At 71.8% G+C, this 18818-nt stretch carries 14 protein-coding genes and 1 pseudogene; 9 read left to right on the top strand and 6 right to left on the bottom strand.

What is annotated here, in order from left to right; genetic code table 11:
* Nucleotides 1–105: 105 nt before the first annotated feature.
* The 3 genes from ACLIN4_RS01630 to ACLIN4_RS01640 are packed head-to-tail and all read right to left on the bottom strand — an operon-like array spanning nucleotide 106 to nucleotide 2926.
* Nucleotides 106–1116 carry an ABC transporter substrate-binding protein gene (locus ACLIN4_RS01630; protein ID WP_100045000.1) on the bottom strand — a complete coding sequence of 337 codons (1011 nt, stop codon included), beginning with the start codon at nucleotides 1114–1116 and terminating at the stop codon, nucleotides 106–108.
* A 15-nt stretch (nucleotides 1117–1131) separates the two neighbouring features.
* The gene (locus ACLIN4_RS01635) at nucleotides 1132–1905 is read right to left on the bottom strand and encodes an ABC transporter ATP-binding protein (protein ID WP_411575420.1); all 774 of its coding nucleotides are present in this window, start codon (nucleotides 1903–1905) and stop codon (nucleotides 1132–1134) included.
* A 1-nt stretch (nucleotide 1906) separates the two neighbouring features.
* Nucleotides 1907–2926: a FecCD family ABC transporter permease gene (locus ACLIN4_RS01640; protein WP_107479316.1), complete on the bottom strand. Its 1020-nt coding sequence runs from the start codon at nucleotides 2924–2926 to the stop codon at nucleotides 1907–1909.
* A 432-nt stretch (nucleotides 2927–3358) separates the two neighbouring features.
* Between ACLIN4_RS01640 and ACLIN4_RS01645 the strand changes: the two genes are divergently transcribed.
* The 3 genes from ACLIN4_RS01645 (at nucleotide 3359) to ACLIN4_RS01655 (ending at nucleotide 7581) form a co-directional block, all read left to right on the top strand.
* Nucleotides 3359–4813: a hypothetical protein gene (locus ACLIN4_RS01645; protein WP_411575421.1), complete on the top strand. Its 1455-nt coding sequence runs from the start codon at nucleotides 3359–3361 to the stop codon at nucleotides 4811–4813.
* A 123-nt stretch (nucleotides 4814–4936) separates the two neighbouring features.
* Nucleotides 4937–6205, top strand: coding sequence for an AAA family ATPase (locus ACLIN4_RS01650; RefSeq protein ID WP_107479317.1), 1269 nt, complete (start codon nucleotides 4937–4939; stop codon nucleotides 6203–6205).
* A gap of 77 nt (nucleotides 6206–6282) precedes the next feature.
* Nucleotides 6283–7581 carry a DUF2201 family putative metallopeptidase gene (locus ACLIN4_RS01655; RefSeq protein WP_369179546.1) on the top strand — a complete coding sequence of 433 codons (1299 nt, stop codon included), beginning with the start codon at nucleotides 6283–6285 and terminating at the stop codon, nucleotides 7579–7581.
* A gap of 35 nt (nucleotides 7582–7616) precedes the next feature.
* On the opposite strand, the gene ACLIN4_RS01660 is transcribed toward ACLIN4_RS01655, so the two are convergent.
* A complete protein-coding gene (locus ACLIN4_RS01660; protein ID WP_107479311.1) occupies nucleotides 7617–8552 on the bottom strand; it encodes an AraC family transcriptional regulator in 936 nt (311 codons plus the stop codon).
* A gap of 101 nt (nucleotides 8553–8653) precedes the next feature.
* Here ACLIN4_RS01660 and ACLIN4_RS01665 point away from each other — a divergent pair, with 101 nt between their 5' ends.
* Complete coding sequence (locus ACLIN4_RS01665) at nucleotides 8654–9517, top strand: alpha/beta fold hydrolase (RefSeq protein WP_107479312.1); 864 nt, start codon at nucleotides 8654–8656, stop codon at nucleotides 9515–9517.
* Nucleotides 9518–9771: 254 nt separating this feature from the next.
* Nucleotides 9772–10518, top strand: coding sequence for an SAM-dependent methyltransferase (locus ACLIN4_RS01670; RefSeq protein ID WP_107479313.1), 747 nt, complete (start codon nucleotides 9772–9774; stop codon nucleotides 10516–10518).
* A 173-nt stretch (nucleotides 10519–10691) separates the two neighbouring features.
* On the opposite strand, the pseudogene ACLIN4_RS01675 reads toward ACLIN4_RS01670, so the two are convergent.
* A pseudogene (locus ACLIN4_RS01675) lies at nucleotides 10692–10907 on the bottom strand (TetR family transcriptional regulator); the annotation flags it as partial.
* 158 nt (nucleotides 10908–11065) lie between these two features.
* Here ACLIN4_RS01675 and ACLIN4_RS01680 point away from each other — a divergent pair.
* From ACLIN4_RS01680 to ACLIN4_RS01695, 4 genes are all read left to right on the top strand, one after another.
* Complete coding sequence (locus ACLIN4_RS01680) at nucleotides 11066–12532, top strand: aldehyde dehydrogenase family protein (RefSeq protein ID WP_289907976.1); 1467 nt, start codon at nucleotides 11066–11068, stop codon at nucleotides 12530–12532.
* Nucleotides 12533–12612: 80 nt separating this feature from the next.
* Complete coding sequence (locus ACLIN4_RS01685) at nucleotides 12613–14178, top strand: GMC family oxidoreductase (protein ID WP_411575422.1); 1566 nt, start codon at nucleotides 12613–12615, stop codon at nucleotides 14176–14178.
* Nucleotides 14175–16292, top strand: coding sequence for a choline BCCT transporter BetT (gene betT / locus ACLIN4_RS01690; protein WP_107479314.1), 2118 nt, complete (start codon nucleotides 14175–14177; stop codon nucleotides 16290–16292). The genes ACLIN4_RS01685 and betT overlap by 4 nt, the downstream gene beginning before the upstream one ends.
* A gap of 118 nt (nucleotides 16293–16410) precedes the next feature.
* Nucleotides 16411–17592: a serine hydrolase gene (locus ACLIN4_RS01695; RefSeq protein ID WP_381913756.1), complete on the top strand. Its 1182-nt coding sequence runs from the start codon at nucleotides 16411–16413 to the stop codon at nucleotides 17590–17592.
* Nucleotides 17593–17655: 63 nt separating this feature from the next.
* Here ACLIN4_RS01695 and ACLIN4_RS01700 read toward each other — a convergent pair whose 3' ends face one another.
* Entirely contained in the window at nucleotides 17656–18453 is a 798-nt protein-coding gene (locus tag ACLIN4_RS01700; RefSeq protein ID WP_381913755.1) for a VOC family protein, read from the bottom strand.
* Nucleotides 18454–18818: the final 365 nt, after the last annotated feature.

Here is an 18818-nt window from a genome sequence, read left to right on the forward strand (position 1 = left end):
GCACCGCCGACGAGTGCCCGGCCCGGCGGACGTACCCCGGTGTCCGAGGGGCGGCGGGCCGGGAAACGTCCGGCGGTTCCTGTCGTCGGCGGCTGCGCGGGCGGCTCAGCCCCTCAGTTCGCGCACGTACGCGGCGAACTTCTCCAAGCCGTCGATGTTGCGGGGGCCGCTGATGCCCTCGTTGTAGTCGAGCACGAAGAAGTTGTTCTTCTTCACCGCAGGAAGTGCCCTGGTGTGAGGGGACTTCTTCAGGAAGTCGATCTTCTTCTCGGCCGGCAGGTCGCCGTAGTCGAGGATGACGACGACCTCGGGCTCGGCCTCAGCGACGGATTCCCAGCTGACCTGGGTCCAGCGTTCGTCGAGGCCGTCGAAGACGTTCCTGCCGCCCGCCTTCTCGATGATGTCGTTGGGCGGCACCTGGTTGCCCGCGGTGAACGGCTGGTCGGTGCCGGAGTCGTAGAGGAACACCGGCACCGGATCGCCCGCCGGGGCCTGGGCCTCCACGTCCTTCACTCGCTTCCGCAGCGCGTCGACCACCTCCGTGGCCTTCTCCTCGACCCGGAAGATCTTGCCGAGTCGTTCGAGGTCGGTGTAGAGAGCCTCGAAGGGGGCCACCTTCTCGGGGTACGCGGGGTAGTTGAAGCAGCTCTCGGTGTGCATGAAGCTCTGGATGCCGAGCTTGTCCAGGATCTCGGGTGTGATGCCCCGCTCGTCCTTGAAGCCGGAGTTCCATCCGGCCACCACGAAGTCGGACTTGGCCTCGACCACCACCTCCTTGTTGAGGAGGTCGTCACTGAGCATCTTCACCTTCGCGTATTCGGACGCCCACGGGGACTCGCTCACCGGCGGATTGGCCGGAGGCATCACATAGCCGTGCACATGCTCGGTCAGGCCGAGGGCGAACAGCTTGTCCGCGCTGCCGCCCTCATAGGCGACAGCCCGCTCGGGAACCGTGTACCGCACCGGCTCACCGCAGCGCTTGACGGTGACCTCGCCGGACGCCTTGGCGTCCGGCTCGACCTCGGCGCCGCAACCGCCGAGCACCAGCGCCGCCGCCAGGGCGGAACCGACGGCGGCACGCTGCCGGACGGCAGCACGGGATCTGTTCGTGCGCATTCGGGGCACAGCCTTTCAACAGGTGGAGTCGAGCGAATACAGCAGTTGCGGGTCGCCGGTCAGCGGGTGCGGAACGACGCTGGCCCGCACCCCGAAGACGTCACCGACCAGCTCCGTCGTGAGCACCTCCGCGGGCGCGCCCGAAGCGACCAGGCGGCCCCGGGAGAGCACGCCGAGCCGGTCGCAGGCCGCCGCGGCGAGATTGAGGTCGTGCAGGACGACCAGGACGGTCAGCCCCGACCTGCGCAGGAGCGAGAGCAGGTCGACCTGGTGGCGGACGTCGAGGTGATTGGTCGGCTCGTCGAGGACGAGGACCTTCGGTTCCTGCACGAGTGCGCGGGCCAGCAGGACGCGCTGACGCTCACCGCCCGACAGCGTCAGAACCCCCCGCTGCGCGAGGTGCCCGATGTCGAGCTGCTCCATCGCTCGCTCGCACAGCTCGCGCTCGCGGCCACTGAGCGCCTGGTTCCCGCGCAGATGCGGCGCGCGTCCCAGGGCGACGACCTCCTCGACCGTGAAGTCGAAGTCGACGCCGCCGTCCTGTGTCATCGCCGCGACGGTCCGGGCGCTGTGGCGCAGCGGGAGCCGGGTCAGGTCCTGCTCGCCCAGCCAGACGGTCCCGGAGCTGGGGCGCAACGCCCGGTACACGCATCGCAGTGCGGTGGACTTGCCGCTTCCGTTCGGGCCGACCAGGCCCACGACCTGTCCGTCCGCCACTTCCAGGGACAGCGCACGCACGAGGGTGCTGCCGTTGGTCACGACGGAGAGTTCGTCGAGTCTCAGGTCCATGTCAGCGTCCCCCGAACGTGTAGCCCTTGCGACGCATCAGGGCGATGAAGACGGGCACCCCGACGAGCGCGGTGACGACCCCGAGCGGCAGCTCGCGCGGGGCGACCACGGTTCGTGCCGCCAGATCGACCCACACCATGAAGATCGCTCCGACCAGTGGGGCCACGGCGAGCACGCGCGCGTGAGTGGCGCCGACGAGCATCCGCACCACATGTGGCATGACGAGCCCGACGAACGCGATGGCGCCGCTGACGGCGACCATGACGCCCGTGACGAGCGAGACGATGAGCAACAGTCCCTTCCGGTACCGGTCGGGACCGACTCCCAGGCTCGCGGCGGTCTCGTCACCGAGGGCCAGGACGTCCATGACCCGCCCGTACCGGTGAAGGACCGCGATCCCGGCCAGCACCACCACGGACACGACCGGCAGCGCGCCCCAGGTCGCGGCGCCGAAGCTGCCCATCGTCCAGTACAGGACCATGCTCGTCGCCTCGCTGTCCGGCGCGAAGTAGACGATCAGGCTCATCAGGGCCTGGAAGCCGAGCGACATGGCCACACCCGTGAGGACGAGGCGCAGCGGCGAGAGCGTGCCCCGGCTGACGGAGGCGGCGTAGACCAGGAGCGAGGCGACGAGCGCACCGATGAAGGCGCCAGCGGAGACCGCGTAGATGCCGAGTGCGGCCAGCCCTCCGGTGACCGTGACGCCGACCGCGCCCACGGAGGCGCCCGAGGAGACGCCGAGGACGAAGGGGTCGGCCAGCGCGTTGCGCACCAGCGCCTGGACCGCCACGCCGATCGCGCTGAGCCCCGCCCCCACCAGTGCCGCCAGCAGGACCCGGGGCGTGCGGATCTGCCAGACGATCTGGTACGTCGTCACCTCGTCCGGGCCGATGCGCCCGCCGCTGAGCGCCGCCCACAGGTGGCGGGCGGTCTCGCCCGGAGTGATGACCGCGGGCCCCAGCCCGATGGCGACGACGACGGAAGCCAACAGGACCGCGGTCAACGCCGCGCAGCCGAGCACCAGGGCCTTGCGGGAGGCGAGCCGGCCCTTCACGGCCGCCGCGGGTGGGGCCGCCGACACGTCGGCCGGGCCGGCCGTGTCCGCGCTTGCCGACGGTATGGAGGTCGAAGGCGGAGGCACGTGGCCTACCTACACTTTCTGTCGATAATGGAAACCATATTCAAGACTGAGAATCTAGCATGCCCCGCTCCTCACGGGTGCGGACCCCGGCCCGTACGGACGCAACGGCGGCATCGAGGTCAACGGCGGTCGCAGCGCCGGGTGTTGTGTCGACGTCACCCAGCAGGCACGGCAGCGTGGAGTCACGGCGAGCGAGGTCCCGGCCGGTCGCGCAACACGAGTGACAGATCATCCGCGGGTGGCTACGATGACCGCGATGATGAACTTCTCCTCGTACGGATTGGGGGAATCGTTCGCTCAAGGTGAGTGCTGATGGCTCATCACCTCGCGAACGATGTTCCACCCCACCAGTTGATGTGGCGGCGCGTACGTGAGTACGCCGTGCCACCGTCCATGATCGAGACCGCGACCGCACGACGTGCGGGCGGCGACTGGGCGGGGGCCTGTGCCGCCGCCCGGATCGACGTCGATCTCGATCTGCGCGCCGTGGGCAACCGCCACGGCACCGACCTCGCCACACGCGTCCGGGCGGACCTGCGTCGGCTGGCTCCGGATCTGCTGCGCTGGCACATGCCCCGCATCGCCCCCGACGGGCGGCTGCGGCCCGGCGTCACGCTTTCCCTCGCCCGCTACCGCGGTCCCGGCACGCCGGTCGTGCACCTCGTCGTGCGGACGCCGCCCGCCTGGGCGGACGCCGGGCAGCGGATGTCCCTGGCCCTGTGGGACGGATCCCGCGGCAGCGCCGCCGGGCACCATCCGCACCCGCATCCCGACCGGCGTTTCCGGCTCGACCTGCACCGGCACCTCTGGGACGCCGGACGCAGCGGTGACTTGACCCGGCGGTGCGGTGCGGACGGGCCGTCGCACGGCCCGACCGCCGGGCCCGGTCAACACGATGACCTTCAGGGCCCTTGGGCGGTGGGGTGCTGGGCCGCCGAAGCGGAGTACCTGTTGGGGGCGGAGGGACTCCCCCGCGGGGCATTCACGGTGCGGCTCGGCGCCCGGAGCCGCACCGTGTACGAACTCGTCGCCCCCGACGACAGCCACGCTCCGACGTTGCGCCCGCTGCGCGGCCCACTGCCGCCGCAGGAGGTCGCCGCGCTCCCGGTGCTGCCGGAGGCGGCGGTCCGCGTCCTGCCGGACCTGGAGCTGCTGCGGGCGGGGCTGATCACGGCGGAACGCCTGCACCCGCTCGTCGCGGCGGCGCTGCCGGCGCCCGGTGCGCCTCCCCCGCCGGGCGTGGTCCGTCCGGCGTCCCGGGACGGCTCGCTACCGGGGTCGGGCGACCCGCACACGGTGGAATGCCGGGGCGAGGTCCACCGGATCGCCCTGCGCGACGGCGTGCTGACGGCGATCGACCACGACGCCGACCAGTTGCGGCGGGAGGACCTGCTGGTGGCGCTCGGCGGGCCGCCGTTGCCCTGCCTGCGGGCCATCGACACCGTGCACCGCAACCCCGAGGCGCTGCCCGCGGTCCGGGAGAGGCTCGCCCACGGTGACATCGCCGGGGCACTGGCCGTGGTCGAGGCCCTCCTCGGCACGGACGCGCTCCTGCGCGACGGGCCGCTGCGGGACGCGCTGCGGGACGCCGCGAGCCGCCGTGTCGACCACGGGCTCTTCCGCTCGGGTCTGGTCGCCGTGCACCCCGCCGCCCGTGCGGCGCACACGGGGACCGGCTACCGCCCCCGGGCCGACCGCCGCACACCGCTCGCCATGCGCGCGAAGCGCGGCAGCAGGCAACGGCCCCGCACCGCCCTGTCCGCCTGACCGGCCGCTTGCCCCCTGCCTCCCCTCCCCCAGCCCGCCCTCACCCGTTCACGGTTCCGCGGCCCCGGTCCGCCCTTCACGTATCGAGCCACTCCTGTCACTCCACACACCCAGGTGATGTCCATGACTTCCAGCGCCCTCCTGTCCCGACCCGCCGCGGCCCACGACCCGGGTCTCGGCGTCGCCGAAGCCCTTCTGTCCCTGCTGCGGACGACCACCAGCGAGCCCCGTCCCGACGAACAGCTCGAGGCTCTCACCCTGGCCGTCGCCGCGGACCTGCCCGTCCTGCTCTGGGGCGAGCCCGGTATCGGCAAGACGGCGGCCCTCACCCAGCTCGCCGACTCGCTCGACCTACCGCTGACCACCGTCATCGCCAGCGTCCACGAACCGTCCGACTTCTCCGGGCTGCCGATCGTGGGCGACGATCCGGCCGTGCAGGGAGTGCCGATGGCACCCCCTCAGTGGGCCGTCGAGCTGGTACGGGCCGGGCGAGGCCTGCTCTTCCTGGACGAGCTCTCCACCGCTACTCCCGCCGTACAGGCCGCGCTCCTCCGGGTCGTCCTGGAACGGAGGGTCGGGGCGCTGCAACTGCCCTCCGGGGTACGGATCGTGGCCGCCGCCAATCCGCGGGCGTCCGCCGCCGACGGCTGGGAACTGAGCCCGCCGCTGGCCAACCGCTTCGTCCACCTGCACTGGGCACACGACCCGGAGGTGGTGGTGCGCGGACTGGGCGGTGTCTGGCCCCGGGCGGAACTTCCCCGGCTGGAGGAGCGACGGCTGCCCGAGGCGGTCGCGTTCGCCCGGCGCGCGGTCTGCGGCTTCCTCAAGGCCCGGCCGACGCTGATCCACCGCCTGCCGAGCAGCGAGGCACGGCGCGGTGGCGCCTGGCCCTCGCCCCGCAGCTGGGAGGCCGCGCTGACCCTGCTGGCCTTCGGCACGGCGGCCTCCGTCTCCCGGGACGTGCTGGCACTGCTGGTGCGGGGCGCGGTGGGGGACGGTGCGGGGCTCGAACTCCTCGCCCACCTGGACCGGATGGACCTGCCGGACCCGGAGACCCTGCTCGCCGACCCGGCAGCCGCCGGCCTGCCCGAGCGGGGCGACCTGCGACAGGCGGCCCTGGAGGCAGTGGTCGCCGCCGTAGGGGCGAGGCCGCAGCGGGAACGGTGGGAGGCCGCCTGGTCGGTACTGGCCGGGGCACTGGAGACCGGAGCCCCGGACCTGCTGGTCGCCCCGGCTACCGCTCTGGCGGCCCTGCGGCGCGACGACTGGGAGGTGCCGGAGACCGTGGAGCGGCTGACCGAGGTCATCGGGCTCGCCCGGCAGGCGGAACGGTCGGTGGGGCGGGCCACGGGAACGAGCGCCACCCGGCGTGCGTCCGAGGCGGGCCGATGACGGGAACCGCACGGCGCCCCGCGCCACACCCGGACTCGCGCCCGGCGCCCCGACCGGCGCGTCCGGTACCGCGCCCCATGGCCCCGCCCGCGCCGCCGCGCCCGGTAAGGACCGCTCCGCCCGGGACGCCCAGCGCCGGGGACCCCGGCACCCGGCCGGAACTCCGGCTCGACACGCGGAAACTGCTGGCGGCCCGGTTGCACGCGGTGAAGGTCCGCCCCTACCTCGCCGACGCGCTCTTCGCGTTGCACGTGGTGGAGGACCGGTCCGTGCCGACCATGGCGGTGGACGCACACTGGCGCTGCTACGTCTCCCCCGCCTTCGTGGCGCGCATGCCGGTGGAAGAGCTGGCGGGCGTCTGGGTCCACGAGGTGTCCCACCTCCTGCGCGACCACCACGGACGGGGCGAGCGGTACGCGCGGCAGCACGAGGAGCACGGGCCGGGCGGGCGACTGCGCCGGAACATCGCCGCGGACTTCGAGATCAACGACGACATCTACGGTGACGGCCTGCCCCTGCCCCACGGCGTGGTGCTGCCGTCACTGCTGCGGCTGCCCGCCGGGCTGCTGATGGAGGAGTACCTGCGGACCGCGTCGATGTCCTCGCTCGCCCCGGACCTGGCCTGGCTGGACTGCGGCAGCGGCGCCGACGGCCAGGCACGGCCGTGGGAGCTGGGGCCCGGCGGTGCCGACGGACTGACCCGGCAGCAGCGGGACGCGGTCCGCTTCCGGGTGGCCCAGGGGATCAAGGGGCGCCCCGGCAACGCGCCCGAAGGCTGGCGCCGATGGGCGGACGAGGCCTTCCACCCACCGCAGCCGTGGCGGGAGTTGCTGGGGGCGGCGGTCCGCTCCGCGGTCGGCGCGCCGGGACCGGGCGACAACCACAGCTACCGGCGTCCGTCCCGCCGCTCGGCGAGCGTGCCCGGCGTGCTGCTGCCCAGCCTCCGCCGCACACCGCCCCGGGTCTGCATCGTGATCGACACCTCCGCGTCGGTGAGCGACGCCGAGCTCGGCGGCGCGCTGCTGGAGGTCGCGGCCATCACACGCGCGGTCGGCGGCCGGCGTGACCTCGTCACGGTCATCTCCTGCGACGCCGCAGCCCGCACCGCCGTCCCCGTCTGCCGCGCCGAGAACATCGAACTCCTCGGCGGCGGCGGAACCGACCTGCGTTCCGGTTTCGCGAGGGCCCTGCGCTCGCAGCACCGCCCGGACGTGATCGTCGCCTTCACGGACGGCCAGACACCGTGGCCGTCGACTCAGCCGCCCTGCCGCACGGTGGTCGGACTCTTTCCCCGCCCGGCCGACATCGACACCGACGACCCCGAGTACGTACCCGACCTCCCGCCGCCCTGGGCCCAGGTCGTCACCATCGGCTGACGTACCCCCGACGCGGACGGCCGACGATCTACCGTTCATGACGTGTCTCCAGTGGGCCGGGGTGCCCTGCGTCTCGCCTCCGTGGCGGGGCGGAGGGTCGGTTCGGCCCGGACGCACCGCTCGGTCCACGCGGTGAGGCCCCTCGTCGGCCATGCCCGGTCGTCCACCGTCAGGAACGGTTCGCCCACCACGGCCGTCGGCGTCGCACCGGTGAACGCCATGATGTCCCGGTGGAGATGGGACTGGTCGCAGTAGCCGCCGTCCGCCGCGACCCGAGCCGCGCGTTCGCCCGCGACCAGGCGGTGCACCGCACGATCGAAGCGGACCAGCTTCGCGGCACGCTTCGGCGGCACGCCGAGGTACGAGTGGAACCTGGACCACAGGCGCTTGCGGCTCCAGCCCAGTTCGGCCGCCAGGTGATCGACCCGCACCGCGCCCCTGCCGACCACGATCCGGTTCCAGGCCCAGGCCACCCCTGGGTCCACCGGCGAGCGGTCCTCACAACGGCGGGCGAGCAGTGTGTCCACGAACTCGAAGCGCTCCTGCCACGAGGCCGTCTCGCTCAGACGCTCGCGGATCCGTGACGCCTCCCTGCCCCACAGGTCGTCGAGGCAGACCGCGTCACCGGCCAGATCCGCCGAGCAGGCGCCCAGGACCGCGCCCGCGACCACCGGAGACAGACGTACCTGCACACACTCGACACGTTCACCCGAAGCACGAACCCCGCCTCCCGAGCCGAAACCGGGACCGGCGACAAGACTCCCCCTCAGTCGCCGCCCGGCGCCGTCGTCCACGGTGGGCGACCTCGCCCCGAACTCCAGGACCAGCATCACGGCCGGGTGGGGAACGACCCTCAGGTCGCCGACGAGCGGGCCCGGCACCCGGAACCCCGCCATGTCGACGCCGGCCACCCGGCTGGGCCTCCGCGGACGTGCGACGTCCCACTCCGCCGAACCGTCACGGTCCCTCATGGCGCCCCCTCGTCCGCGGCGGACTCCCTCGTCGAATCCTACGTGGCCACGGGGAGCATTCGTCCAAGCCTCCGGCGTGCACCGGAAGGGACAGTGGGCTCATGACTCCTCCCGACAGGAAGCCGCACTCGGCCGGTGACGACGGCGTCACCGAGCACTCGGTCCTCCGCCTCGACGGCGGCGACGTCCACGTCTGCCAGGACGGGCCCCGAGATGCCCCCGCACTCCTGCTCGTCCACGGCTCCGCCACGTCGAGCCGTTCGTGGGATGCGCTGGTTCCGCTGCTGGCCACGTCCCATCACGTCGTACGGATCGACCTACCGGGGCACGGCCGGTCGTCCGAACCGGTCGGCCGGGGTTACGACACCGCCGAGCAGGCACGCACGCTCGGCGCGGCGCTGGACCGGCTCCGCGTCGAGCACGTCCTGGCCGTCGGCCATTCCAGTGGTGGCTATGCCGCCACCGCCCTCGCCGAGCAACGGCCCGACCTGGTGACCGCGCTCGTGCTCATCAACACCGGTCCCGGCATGAAGGCATTCATCGAGCCGCGAGCGAACCCGATCGACCCCGCGCAGTGGCCACCGACCGACGAACAGATCCGTCAGTTCGCGAGCAGCGGGTTCCGCGAGGGCCACCGGGTCCCGCAAGAACTAGTCGACGAACTGCGCAGTATGACCTACCACGCGGTCACCGCTGCCATGCAGGCGTCCACCGCCTACCTGAACCAGCGGGCGCTCCCGGACCGGTTGTCGGACCTCGGCAAGCCACTGCGGGTGATCTTCGGCGACCAGGACCGCCGATGGCGCCCTTCGTCCGCGGCCGACTACCGCGTGGTTCCGGGGGCGGAGGTCGAGTGGCTGCCCGGTGCGGGACACACACCCATCCTGGAGGAACCGCGAAGGACCGCCGCACTGCTCCTGGACTTCGCCGAGAAGCACATGTCCCCGGCGCCCGGGGCCCCGTGACGACATGGCCGGGCGCCCCCTGGGACCCGCACTCCGTCAGGCCGGACCGCCGGGGTGTGCCCCTGCCGGCGCCCTTCCGGAGGGGCCGGGAAAATCGGTGGGCACGGCGCCCCGGAGGGTCTACGTTTGCCGGGTTCACTACCCATGCGCTCATGACGAGGTGTGTTTGATGACGGTCCGATCCACGGCGGCCGACTCCGGTCGGCCGCTCCGCACGAACGCCCTGACCTCATCGAACCCAAGGGATACCTCTCGTGGATCTTCCACGCATCTTCACCGTTCGCGAAAGCAGCCACCGCATCCACAACCCGTTCACCGCGGAAAAGCTCGCCACCCTGGGTCAGGCACTGCACCTGGCACCCGGGACGCGCGTGCTCGACCTCGCCAGCGGATCGGGCGAGATGCTGTGCACCTGGGCCCGTGACCACAAGATCACGGGGACCGGCGTGGACATCAGCACGGTGTTCACCGAGAAGGCTCGTGCCCGCGCCGCCGAACTCGGCGTCGCCGACCGGGTCGGCTTCGTACACGGCGACGCCTCCGGCTACGTCGCGGACGAGCCGGTCGACCTCGCCGCGTGCGTCGGCGCCACCTGGATCGGAGGCGGCGTGGCCGGCACCGTCGAGCTGCTGGGCGCCAGTCTCCGCCCCGGCGGACTGATGCTGATCGGCGAGCCGTACTGGCGCCGGGAAGTACCGGACCGGGAAACCGCCGAAGCCTGCCTCGCCGGGGGCAAGGACGACTTCCTGGTACTGCCGGAGCTGATCGAGCAGTTCGGCGACCTCGGTTACGACGTCGTGGAGATGGTGCTGGCGTCCCAGGACAGCTGGGACCGGTACCAGGCGGCACAGTGGCTCAACCTCCGGCGCTGGCTCGACGCCAACCCCGGTGACGAACTGGCCGCCGAGGTGCGGGCCGAACTCACCACCGGTCCCGCCCACTACGCGCGGTACCTGCGCGAATACCTCGGGTGGGGGGTCTTCGCACTGATGGGCCGCTGACGGCCCGAACGGCGTGGGTCCCGGGCGGCGTACCGCCCGGGACCCACATGCCTTCTCAGCCGCTCGGGTTCTTCGAAGCAGGAGTGGGTCCGCGACCAGACACACCAGGACGGGGGGGCAGAACGGCCAGGGCCGTGACCCCCAGCCGCCTCCGCCGCGCGCTCACTCGGCGCCCCTGAGAGCGCCCCGTGCAGGAAGACCCTCACCAGCTCCTGCGCAGTCAGGTCGGGCTCGTCCTCCGTACGCGGCTGAGCGAAGAGCAGCCCTAAGAAGAGGGCCGCGATCTGCTCCGGCGACCGGCGCAGTTCGGCCTTGTCGGGCTCCAGCAGCTCCGCGAGGGCCGCGCGGATACGGGTCGTCGACTCGTCGCGGCCCGCACCGCGCACCGTGTCAATCAGTGAGTACTCACTCCGCTCACCTTCCCCGCACGCGGCCGTCACCGCGAACAGGGTCCGCCCGCAGGCCGCCGACATCCGCACCACAAGCAACACCAGGGGGTAATGTCCTGGTTTGCCCGGGACCGTCCCGTCGCAGAGGAGGTACCACGGTGAGCGATCTGTACATCGACGGCGAATGGACTCAGGGAGCGGCCGGCGGCCGGCGGGACGTACTCAACCCGTACGACGCCTCCGTCGTCGCCACCGTCGACGAGGCGGACGCCACCGACACGGACCGCGCGGTACGTGCCGCTCGCCGCGCCTTCGACGAGGAGGAGTGGGCCGACGCCCCCACTCGCCGACGGGCCGACCTCCTGCTGCGCGTCCACTCCCTGCTGCTGCGCGACAAGGAGGAGATCGCCCGTTCCGAAACCCTCGACACCGGCAAGACGCTGACCGAGGCGCGGCTCGACGTGGAGGACGTGGCGAACGCCTTCCGCTACTACGGCGAACTGGCCGACAAGGACGGTGGTCGGGTCGTGGACGTCGGCCCGGACGTCCTCAGCCGCGTCGTCCACCAGCCGGTCGGGGTGTGCGCGCTCATCGCCCCCTGGAACTACCCGCTGCTCCAGGCGTCGTGGAAGGTGGCGCCCGCGCTCGCCGCCGGGAACACCGTCGTCCTCAAACCGAGCGAGGTCACCCCGCTCACCACGATCGCCATGATCCGGCTCATCGAGGAGGCCGGGGCGCCACGCGGTGTCGTCAACCTGGTCCTCGGGGCCGGCGCGACCGTCGGCGCCGCCCTCACCAGCCACCCCGAGGTCGACCTGGTGTCCTTCACCGGTGGTCTCGCCACCGGACGCGCCATCATGGCCGCCGCCGCCGAGGGGCCGAAGAAGGTGGCCCTGGAACTGGGCGGCAAGAACCCCAACGTCGTCTTCGAGGACGCGGACTTCCCCGCCGCCGTGGACTACGCGCTCGACGCGGCCTTCCTGCACGCCGGCCAGGTCTGTTCGGCCGGTTCCCGGCTGCTGGTGCAGAACGCCCTGTACGACCGGTTCGTCGAGGCCCTTGCCCGCCGGGCCCGGGCGATCCGGCTCGGCAACGGCATGGAGGAAGGCACGGAGAGCGGTCCGCTCAGCTCCGCCGAGCACCGTGACAAGGTCGAGCGGCACATCGCCACCGCCCTGGAGGAGGGCGCCCGACTCGTCACCGGGGGTACCCGTCCGGACGATCCCGCGCTGAGCCGCGGCTTCTTCCTGCTGCCGACCGTGTTCGCCGACTGCGACAGGTCCATGCGCATCGTCCAGGAGGAGGTGTTCGGCCCGGTCGTCACCGTCGAACGCTTCCACACCGAGGACGAGGCGGTGGAGCTGGCCAACGACACCCGCTACGGCCTGGCCGGCGGTGTGTGGACCTCCGACGCGAGCCGCGCCCAGCGGGTCGCCCAGCGGCTGCGGCACGGCACCGTGTGGATCAACGACTTCCACCCGTACGTGCCGCAGGCGGAGTGGGGCGGTTTCGGTCACTCGGGTGTGGGGCGCGAGCTCGGGCCCTCGGGGCTGAGGGAGTACCAGGAGGCGAAGCACATCTACCAGAACCTCTCCCCCGCCCCCTCCGGCTGGTTCAAGGGCTGAACCGGGCACCTCGCGCTCCCTCCTCACCACCCCCGGCGGTACGGACGCGCCGTAGCACGATCTTGGACGAAAGGCATCCGATGGCCTCCCCCACCACCCCGCACGGTCCGGAGACCGCCTACGACTACGTCATCGTCGGCGGCGGTACCGCCGGATGCGTACTCGCCGCACGCCTGAGCGAGGACCCGGACTGCCGGGTCTGCGTCGTCGAAGGCGGCCCCAGCGACGTCGGTGACGACCGGATCCTGCGCCTGCGCAACTGGATCAACCTGCTCGGCTCGGAGTTCGACTACGGCTACACGACCGTCGAGCAGCCGCGCGGCAACTCCCACATCCTGCACTCGCGTGCCCGCGTCCTCGGCGGCTGCTCCTCCCACAACACGCTGATCAGCTTCATGCCTCTCCCCCAGGACCTCGACGACTGGGTGGCCCGGGGCTGCGCCGGCTGGGATCCGCGGACCGTCCTCCCCTACCGCGACCGGCTGCGCACCAACATCGTGCCGGTGGCCGAAGCGGACCGTAATCCGATCGCGAAGGATTTCGTCACCGCCGCCGCACGCGCCCTCGACGTCCCGGTGGTCGACGACTTCAACGCCGAACCCTTCGCCGACGGAGTCGGCTTCTTCTCGCTGGCCTACGAGCCGGAGGGCAATCTGCGCTCCTCCGCCTCCGTCGCCTACCTGCATCCGGTCCTGGACCGTCCCAACCTCACACTCCGTCTGGAGACATGGGCCCACCGACTGCTCACCGACGCCTCGGGGAGGCTGACCCGTGTCGCCGTCCGCGGCCCCGACGGCCTGCCCGCCACCGTGCGCGCCGAACGCGAACTGCTCCTGTGCGCGGGCGCCATCGACACTCCGAGGCTGCTGATGCTCTCCGGCATCGGCCCCGCCGACCAGTTGCGCGGCCTGGGCATCGACGTACGGGCCGACCTGCCGGGAGTGGGCGAGAACCTGCTGGACCACCCCGAATCGGTGATCGTCTGGGAGACGGCGGGCCCGTTGCCGCCGAACTCCGCGATGGACTCCGACGCCGGCCTGTTCCTGCGACGCGAGGCGGGCCAGCCGCGACCGGACCTGATGTTCCACTTCTACCAGGTGCCGTTCACCGTGAACACCGAACGCCTCGGCCATCCCGTTCCGGAACACGGAGTGTGCATGACGCCGAACGTCCCGCGCGCCCGGTCCGTGGGACGCATGTGGCTGCGCAGCAGCAACCCCGCCGAGCACCCCGCGCTCGACTTCCAGTACTTCACCGACCCGGAAGGTCACGACGAGCGCACCATCATCGACGGCCTGCGGATCGCCCGTGAGGTCGCCGCCACCGACCCCTTGCGGAGCTGGCTCGTACGGGAGGTGGCGCCCGGTCCGGACGTGACCTCCGACGCCGACCTCTCCGAGTACGGGCGTCGTGCCGCGCACACCGTCTACCACCCGGCGGGCACCTGCCGGATGGGGGCGGCGGACGACCCGATGGCCGTCTGTGACCCGCAGCTGAGACTGCGCGGCGTGGACGGCGTGCGCATCGTGGACGCGTCGGTGTTCCCGTCCATGCCCACCATCAACCCCATGGTGACCGTGCTGCTCGTCGCCGAACGCGCCGCCGACCTGCTCACCGGCCGCCCCGCGCCCCGGACGCGGTCGTGACCGGAGTCGACGAGGGCGCCGCGGGGAAACCGGAGGAAGCGGCCGACGAAGCCCGTCCGGCGGGCACGGGCACGCTCAAGCGCGTCGTCTTCTTCGGTTCGGCCGCGTTGATCCTCGCCATCTCGACATGGGCGATCGTCACACCCTCCGGGGCGGAGACGGCCATCGGCGTGGCCGTCGACAAGATCTCGTCCTGGTTCGGGTGGTACTACTTCCTCGCCGCGACGCTGTACCTGGTGTTCGTCGTCTTCATCGGCGTGTCCAAGTACGGCACGATCAAGCTGGGCCCGAAGCACTACAAGCCGGACTACGGTCTCTTCGCGTGGGCGGCGATGCTGTTCGCCGCGGGCATCGGCATCGACCTGATGTTCTTCTCCGTCGCCGGGCCGGTCAGCCACTACCTCGCGCCGCCGCAGGGCTCCCCGGAGACCATCGAGGCGGCGCGTCAGGCGGTGGTGTGGACACTGTTCCACTACGGCATCACCGGCTGGGCCATGTACGCCCTGATGGGCATGGTGCTCGGCTACTTCGCCTTCCGCTACCGGCTGCCCCTGGCGATCCGCTCCGCGCTCTACCCGGTCATCGGCCGCCGCATCCACGGGAGGATCGGCGACGCCGTGGACCTGGCGGCCATCATCGGCACCGTGTTCGGCATCTCCGTGTCGCTCGGCATCGGCGTGGTGCAGCTGAACTACGGCTTGAAGGTCCTGTTCGACGTGCCCGAGGGGTTGCCCGCGCAGATCGGCCTGATCGTGGTGGCGGTGGTGATGGCCACGGTGTCCGCCGTGGCGGGCGTCGACAAGGGCATCCGGCGCATGTCCCAGCTCAACGTCCTCCTCGCCGTCCTGCTCATGCTCTACATCCTGATCGTGGGCGAACCCTTCAGGCTGCTCAACGCGCTGGTGCAGAACATCGGGGACTACGTCAGCGGCTTCCCCTCGATGACCCTGAACACGTTCGCCTACGACCAGCCCACCGAGTGGCTCAACGCGTGGACGCTCTTCTTCTGGGCCTGGTGGATCGCCTGGGCCCCGTTCGTGGGTCTGTTCCTGGCACGGATCTCCCGTGGCCGCACCCTGCGTCAGTTCGTGGCCGCGACGCTGATCATCCCCTTCCTCTTCACCGGTCTTTTCCTGGCGGTCTTCGGCAACAGCGCGCTGTTCGTCGTGCGGGACGGGAACACCGATTTCGGCCGGACCGCGATGGCCCTGCCCGAGCAGGGCTTCTACGGGCTGCTGGAGCAGTACCCGGGTGCGTCGTTCAGCGCGGGCCTCGCGACCTTCGTCGGGCTGCTGCTGTACGTCACCTCCGCGGACTCCGGCGCACTCGTCATGGGCAATCTCAGCTCCGACCTGCCGACCCCGGTGACGGACGCGGCACCCTGGCTGCGCATCTTCTGGGCCCTGACGACAGGCCTGCTCACCCTCGCCATGCTCCTGGTGGGCGGGGTGCAGGCGCTGACCGACGCCACCATCATCATGGGCCTGCCCTTCTCCGTGGTCATGTTCCTGATCATGATCGGGCTCTATCTGGCCCTGCGTACCGAACGTATGCGGGAGGAGGCACTGACCACCTCGCTCCCGGCGTCCCTGTCCGGGCGCACCGACCAGCCCCCGCCGGGCACACGGAACTGGCGACGACGGCTGGCGCGAGCCATGACGTTCCCCGGCAGGCGGGCGGCCGTCCGCTTCGTCGACGACGTGTGCCGTCCCGCGTTCCGGGACGTCGCCGAGGAGCTGCGGGAGCAGGGCGCGGAGGCGGCGCTGTTGGAAGGAGTGAGCGAGGAGAACGGCCTGTCGCACGTCGGGCTGCAGGTGCCGATCGGGCCGAGCGACGTCTTCGTCTACCGGGTCTGGCCCGTCGAGACGCCGACCCCCGGGTTCGCGACCCGTTCGGTCAGCACCCACGACACCTATGTGCGTTTCGAGGTCCGGCTGTCCGAGGGCAACCAGGGCTACGACGTGATGGGCTACACCAGGGAGCAGCTCATCGCGGACGTCCTCGACCAGTACGAGCGCCATCTGGAGTTCCTGCGGCTGCACCACGAGGCGGCCGCCCGTTCGGCCCTGCCCGACCACCGACCCGACGATCCCGAGGCGCACCTCCCGGAGTAGTCGAACCCTGGTCCCGGGTGTCCGGACTCGGGCACCGAGCACACTGGGCCGGAACCGGGAGCCGCCCGATCGTCGGCACCCGGCACCGCCGTACATCGCTCATGAATCGAGGAATGACGTGCCGTCAACACCGCGTCGCCGCCTGGTCGTAGGTGCCGCCCTGATCGCCGCCCTCACCGGGGGCGTGGCCTCCTCTCCCGTCGCGTACGGTGCCCCCGCCTCCCCCGCCGCGACGCGTGCCGCCTCTCCGGCCCCCGACATGGCGGGGGTGGCCGCTGCGCTGCGCGCCGCCGTGGCCGAGGGGGCGCCGGGTGCGATGGCCCGGTTCACCGGCCCGCAAGGGGTCCGGGCCCGGACGACCGGGATCCGCGACCGCGCCTCGGGCGCGGCCATGGACATCCGGGCGCGCTTCCGCGTCGGCAGTGTCAGCAAGACCTTCACCGCCGTGGTCGTGCTGCAACTCGTGGACGAGGGCAGGCTCGTGCTCGACGCCCCGGTCAACCGCTACCTGCCCGGGCTCCTGCCGGACGACCGGATCACGGTGCGTCATCTGCTGACCCACCGCAGCGGGCTGGCCGACTACACGGACAGGATGTTCCACGAGACCGTGCCCGGCTTCGAAGCCGTCCGCAACCGGGTCTTCGGTCACCGGGAACTCGTGGACCTCTCGCTCAGCGAGCCGCGCACCACCGAACCGGGCGCGGCGTACAAGTACTCGAACACCAATTTCGTGGTGGCCGGGATGCTCATCGAGCGGGCCACCGGCAATCCGGTCGCCCGCGAGTACCGGCGCCGGATCGCCGGCCCCCTGCGGCTGCGCAACACTTCGTACGTGCACCCCGACACCCGGATCGAGGGGCTGCACGCGCGCGGGTACCTGCACCCCGACGAGGCGGGCGCCCCGCTGGTGGACTCCACGGAGCAGACGGTGTCCTGGGCGCGGGCGGCCGGGGCGGTCATCTCCGACCCGGCCGACCTCAACACCTTCATGACCGCGCTGATGCGCGGCAGGCTGCTGTCGCCCCGCATGCTGGACGCCATGACCACCGTCCTCCCGACGGACACCACGAAGACCCGGCACTACGGGCTCGGCCTGCGACGCTACGACCTGACCTGCGGCGCCCGGGTGTACGGGCACACCGGCACCGTCCAGGGCTACTACACCTACGCGTTCGCCACACGGGACGGCAGCCGCAGCATCGCGGCGATGGCGAACACCTCGAACCGGGGCGGCGCGAACACGGCGCTCGGCGGCACGCTGGAGGTGGCGTTCTGCGGCCCGAAACCGTCGGCTCCGTGAGAACTCGGCACCTCGGCGGGGGCGACCACCGCGTTCGGGCGGCGGCCTTCGCCAGTGGTCCGTTCAGCTCTCGCTCGGCTGGAGCACCACGAAGTCCGCGTTCGCCGGATCGAGGCAGACGGCCAGCCGGCCGACGCCCTCCGCGTCCTCCGGGCCCATCTGCACACTGCCACCGCTCTTGGTGACCGCCGCTACCGCGGCGTCGCAGTCCGTGACGGCGAAGACCGGGTGCCAGTACGGCCGGCCGCCCGCCAGGGCGAGGTCCTGCTCCCGAAGCTGCATGAGCCCGCCGTGCATGCGCTCCTCGGGGAGACCGGCGGGGGTGATGAGCGAGTACGTGCCCCCGCCGCCCGGCATCTCCATGTCACCGAACTGCCAGCCGAACACACCGCCGTAGAACTCCTTGGCCGCCGCGGCGTCGCTCGTGTACAGCTCGGTCCAGCACAGCGAGCCCGGCTGGTCCACCAGCTCGACGCCCTTGGTCTTTCCCGGCTGCCAGACGGCGAACTGGCCGCCCAGCGGGTCGCTGTACTGTGCCATCCGGCCCCAGTCGTCGAGGTCCATCGGCGCCACTCGCACCGTGCCGCCGGCGCGCTCCACGACCTGGGTCGTGGCATCGGCGTCGGCCACGGAGTGGTAGATCATCCAGGCCGGGCGCGCGCCCTTCTCGGTGAGCGTGCCGAGGCCGGCGACGATCTTGCCGTCCTTGCGGAACATCCCGCCTTCCGGCCCCTCGCCCCCGCCCATGGGCTCGTACTCCCAGCCCAGCACCGAGCGGTAGAAGGCCGCGGCGGCCGGGACGTCGGGTACCCCGAGGTCGAGCCAACAGGGCGAGCCGGAGGCGAAATCAGTGGTGATCACGGCGATTCCCTTCGCAGAACCTGTGTCTCCTCAGCCTGACACCCGCCACTGACACCCGCCACTGACACTCGCCCGCCGACCCGCTCGCCCGGGTGGCCGCCGCGATCCCGGCGCCACACGCCGCGCCGGGCGCTCTGCCGGCCGGGGTGCCGCGCGTGCGGCGACTGGGGTGTCGCACCGCCGAATGTCCGGTTCGGTCTCGTACGCAGTTGCGAAGCGAGCATGATCCCTGATCTCCTGACCCGCGACCCGGGGTTGCCTGCCACGTCACCGTGAGCGTCCCGGGACGGTGCCGGTGTGTTCCGTTCCGCAGGCGCCGGCTCCGCCGCACGGCAGTCCAGCCCTCCCCTCGAGCGACGACAGGA

The sequence above is a fragment of the Streptomyces mutabilis genome, assembly GCF_046628145.1.
Classification (GTDB): domain Bacteria; phylum Actinomycetota; class Actinomycetes; order Streptomycetales; family Streptomycetaceae; genus Streptomyces; species Streptomyces mutabilis.

Coding starts and splice junctions, on each gene's coding strand:
- ACLIN4_RS01630 (WP_100045000.1), bottom strand. CDS start 1,116: ATGCGCACGAACAGATCCCGTGCTGCCGTCCGGCAGCGTGCCGCCGTC.
- ACLIN4_RS01635 (WP_411575420.1), bottom strand. CDS start 1,905: ATGGACCTGAGACTCGACGAACTCTCCGTCGTGACCAACGGCAGCACC.
- ACLIN4_RS01645 (WP_411575421.1), top strand. CDS start 3,359: ATGGCTCATCACCTCGCGAACGATGTTCCACCCCACCAGTTGATGTGG.
- ACLIN4_RS01650 (WP_107479317.1), top strand. CDS start 4,937: ATGACTTCCAGCGCCCTCCTGTCCCGACCCGCCGCGGCCCACGACCCG.
- ACLIN4_RS01655 (WP_369179546.1), top strand. CDS start 6,283: ATGGCCCCGCCCGCGCCGCCGCGCCCGGTAAGGACCGCTCCGCCCGGG.
- ACLIN4_RS01660 (WP_107479311.1), bottom strand. CDS start 8,552: ATGAGGGACCGTGACGGTTCGGCGGAGTGGGACGTCGCACGTCCGCGG.
- ACLIN4_RS01665 (WP_107479312.1), top strand. CDS start 8,654: ATGACTCCTCCCGACAGGAAGCCGCACTCGGCCGGTGACGACGGCGTC.
- ACLIN4_RS01685 (WP_411575422.1), top strand. CDS start 12,613: ATGGCCTCCCCCACCACCCCGCACGGTCCGGAGACCGCCTACGACTAC.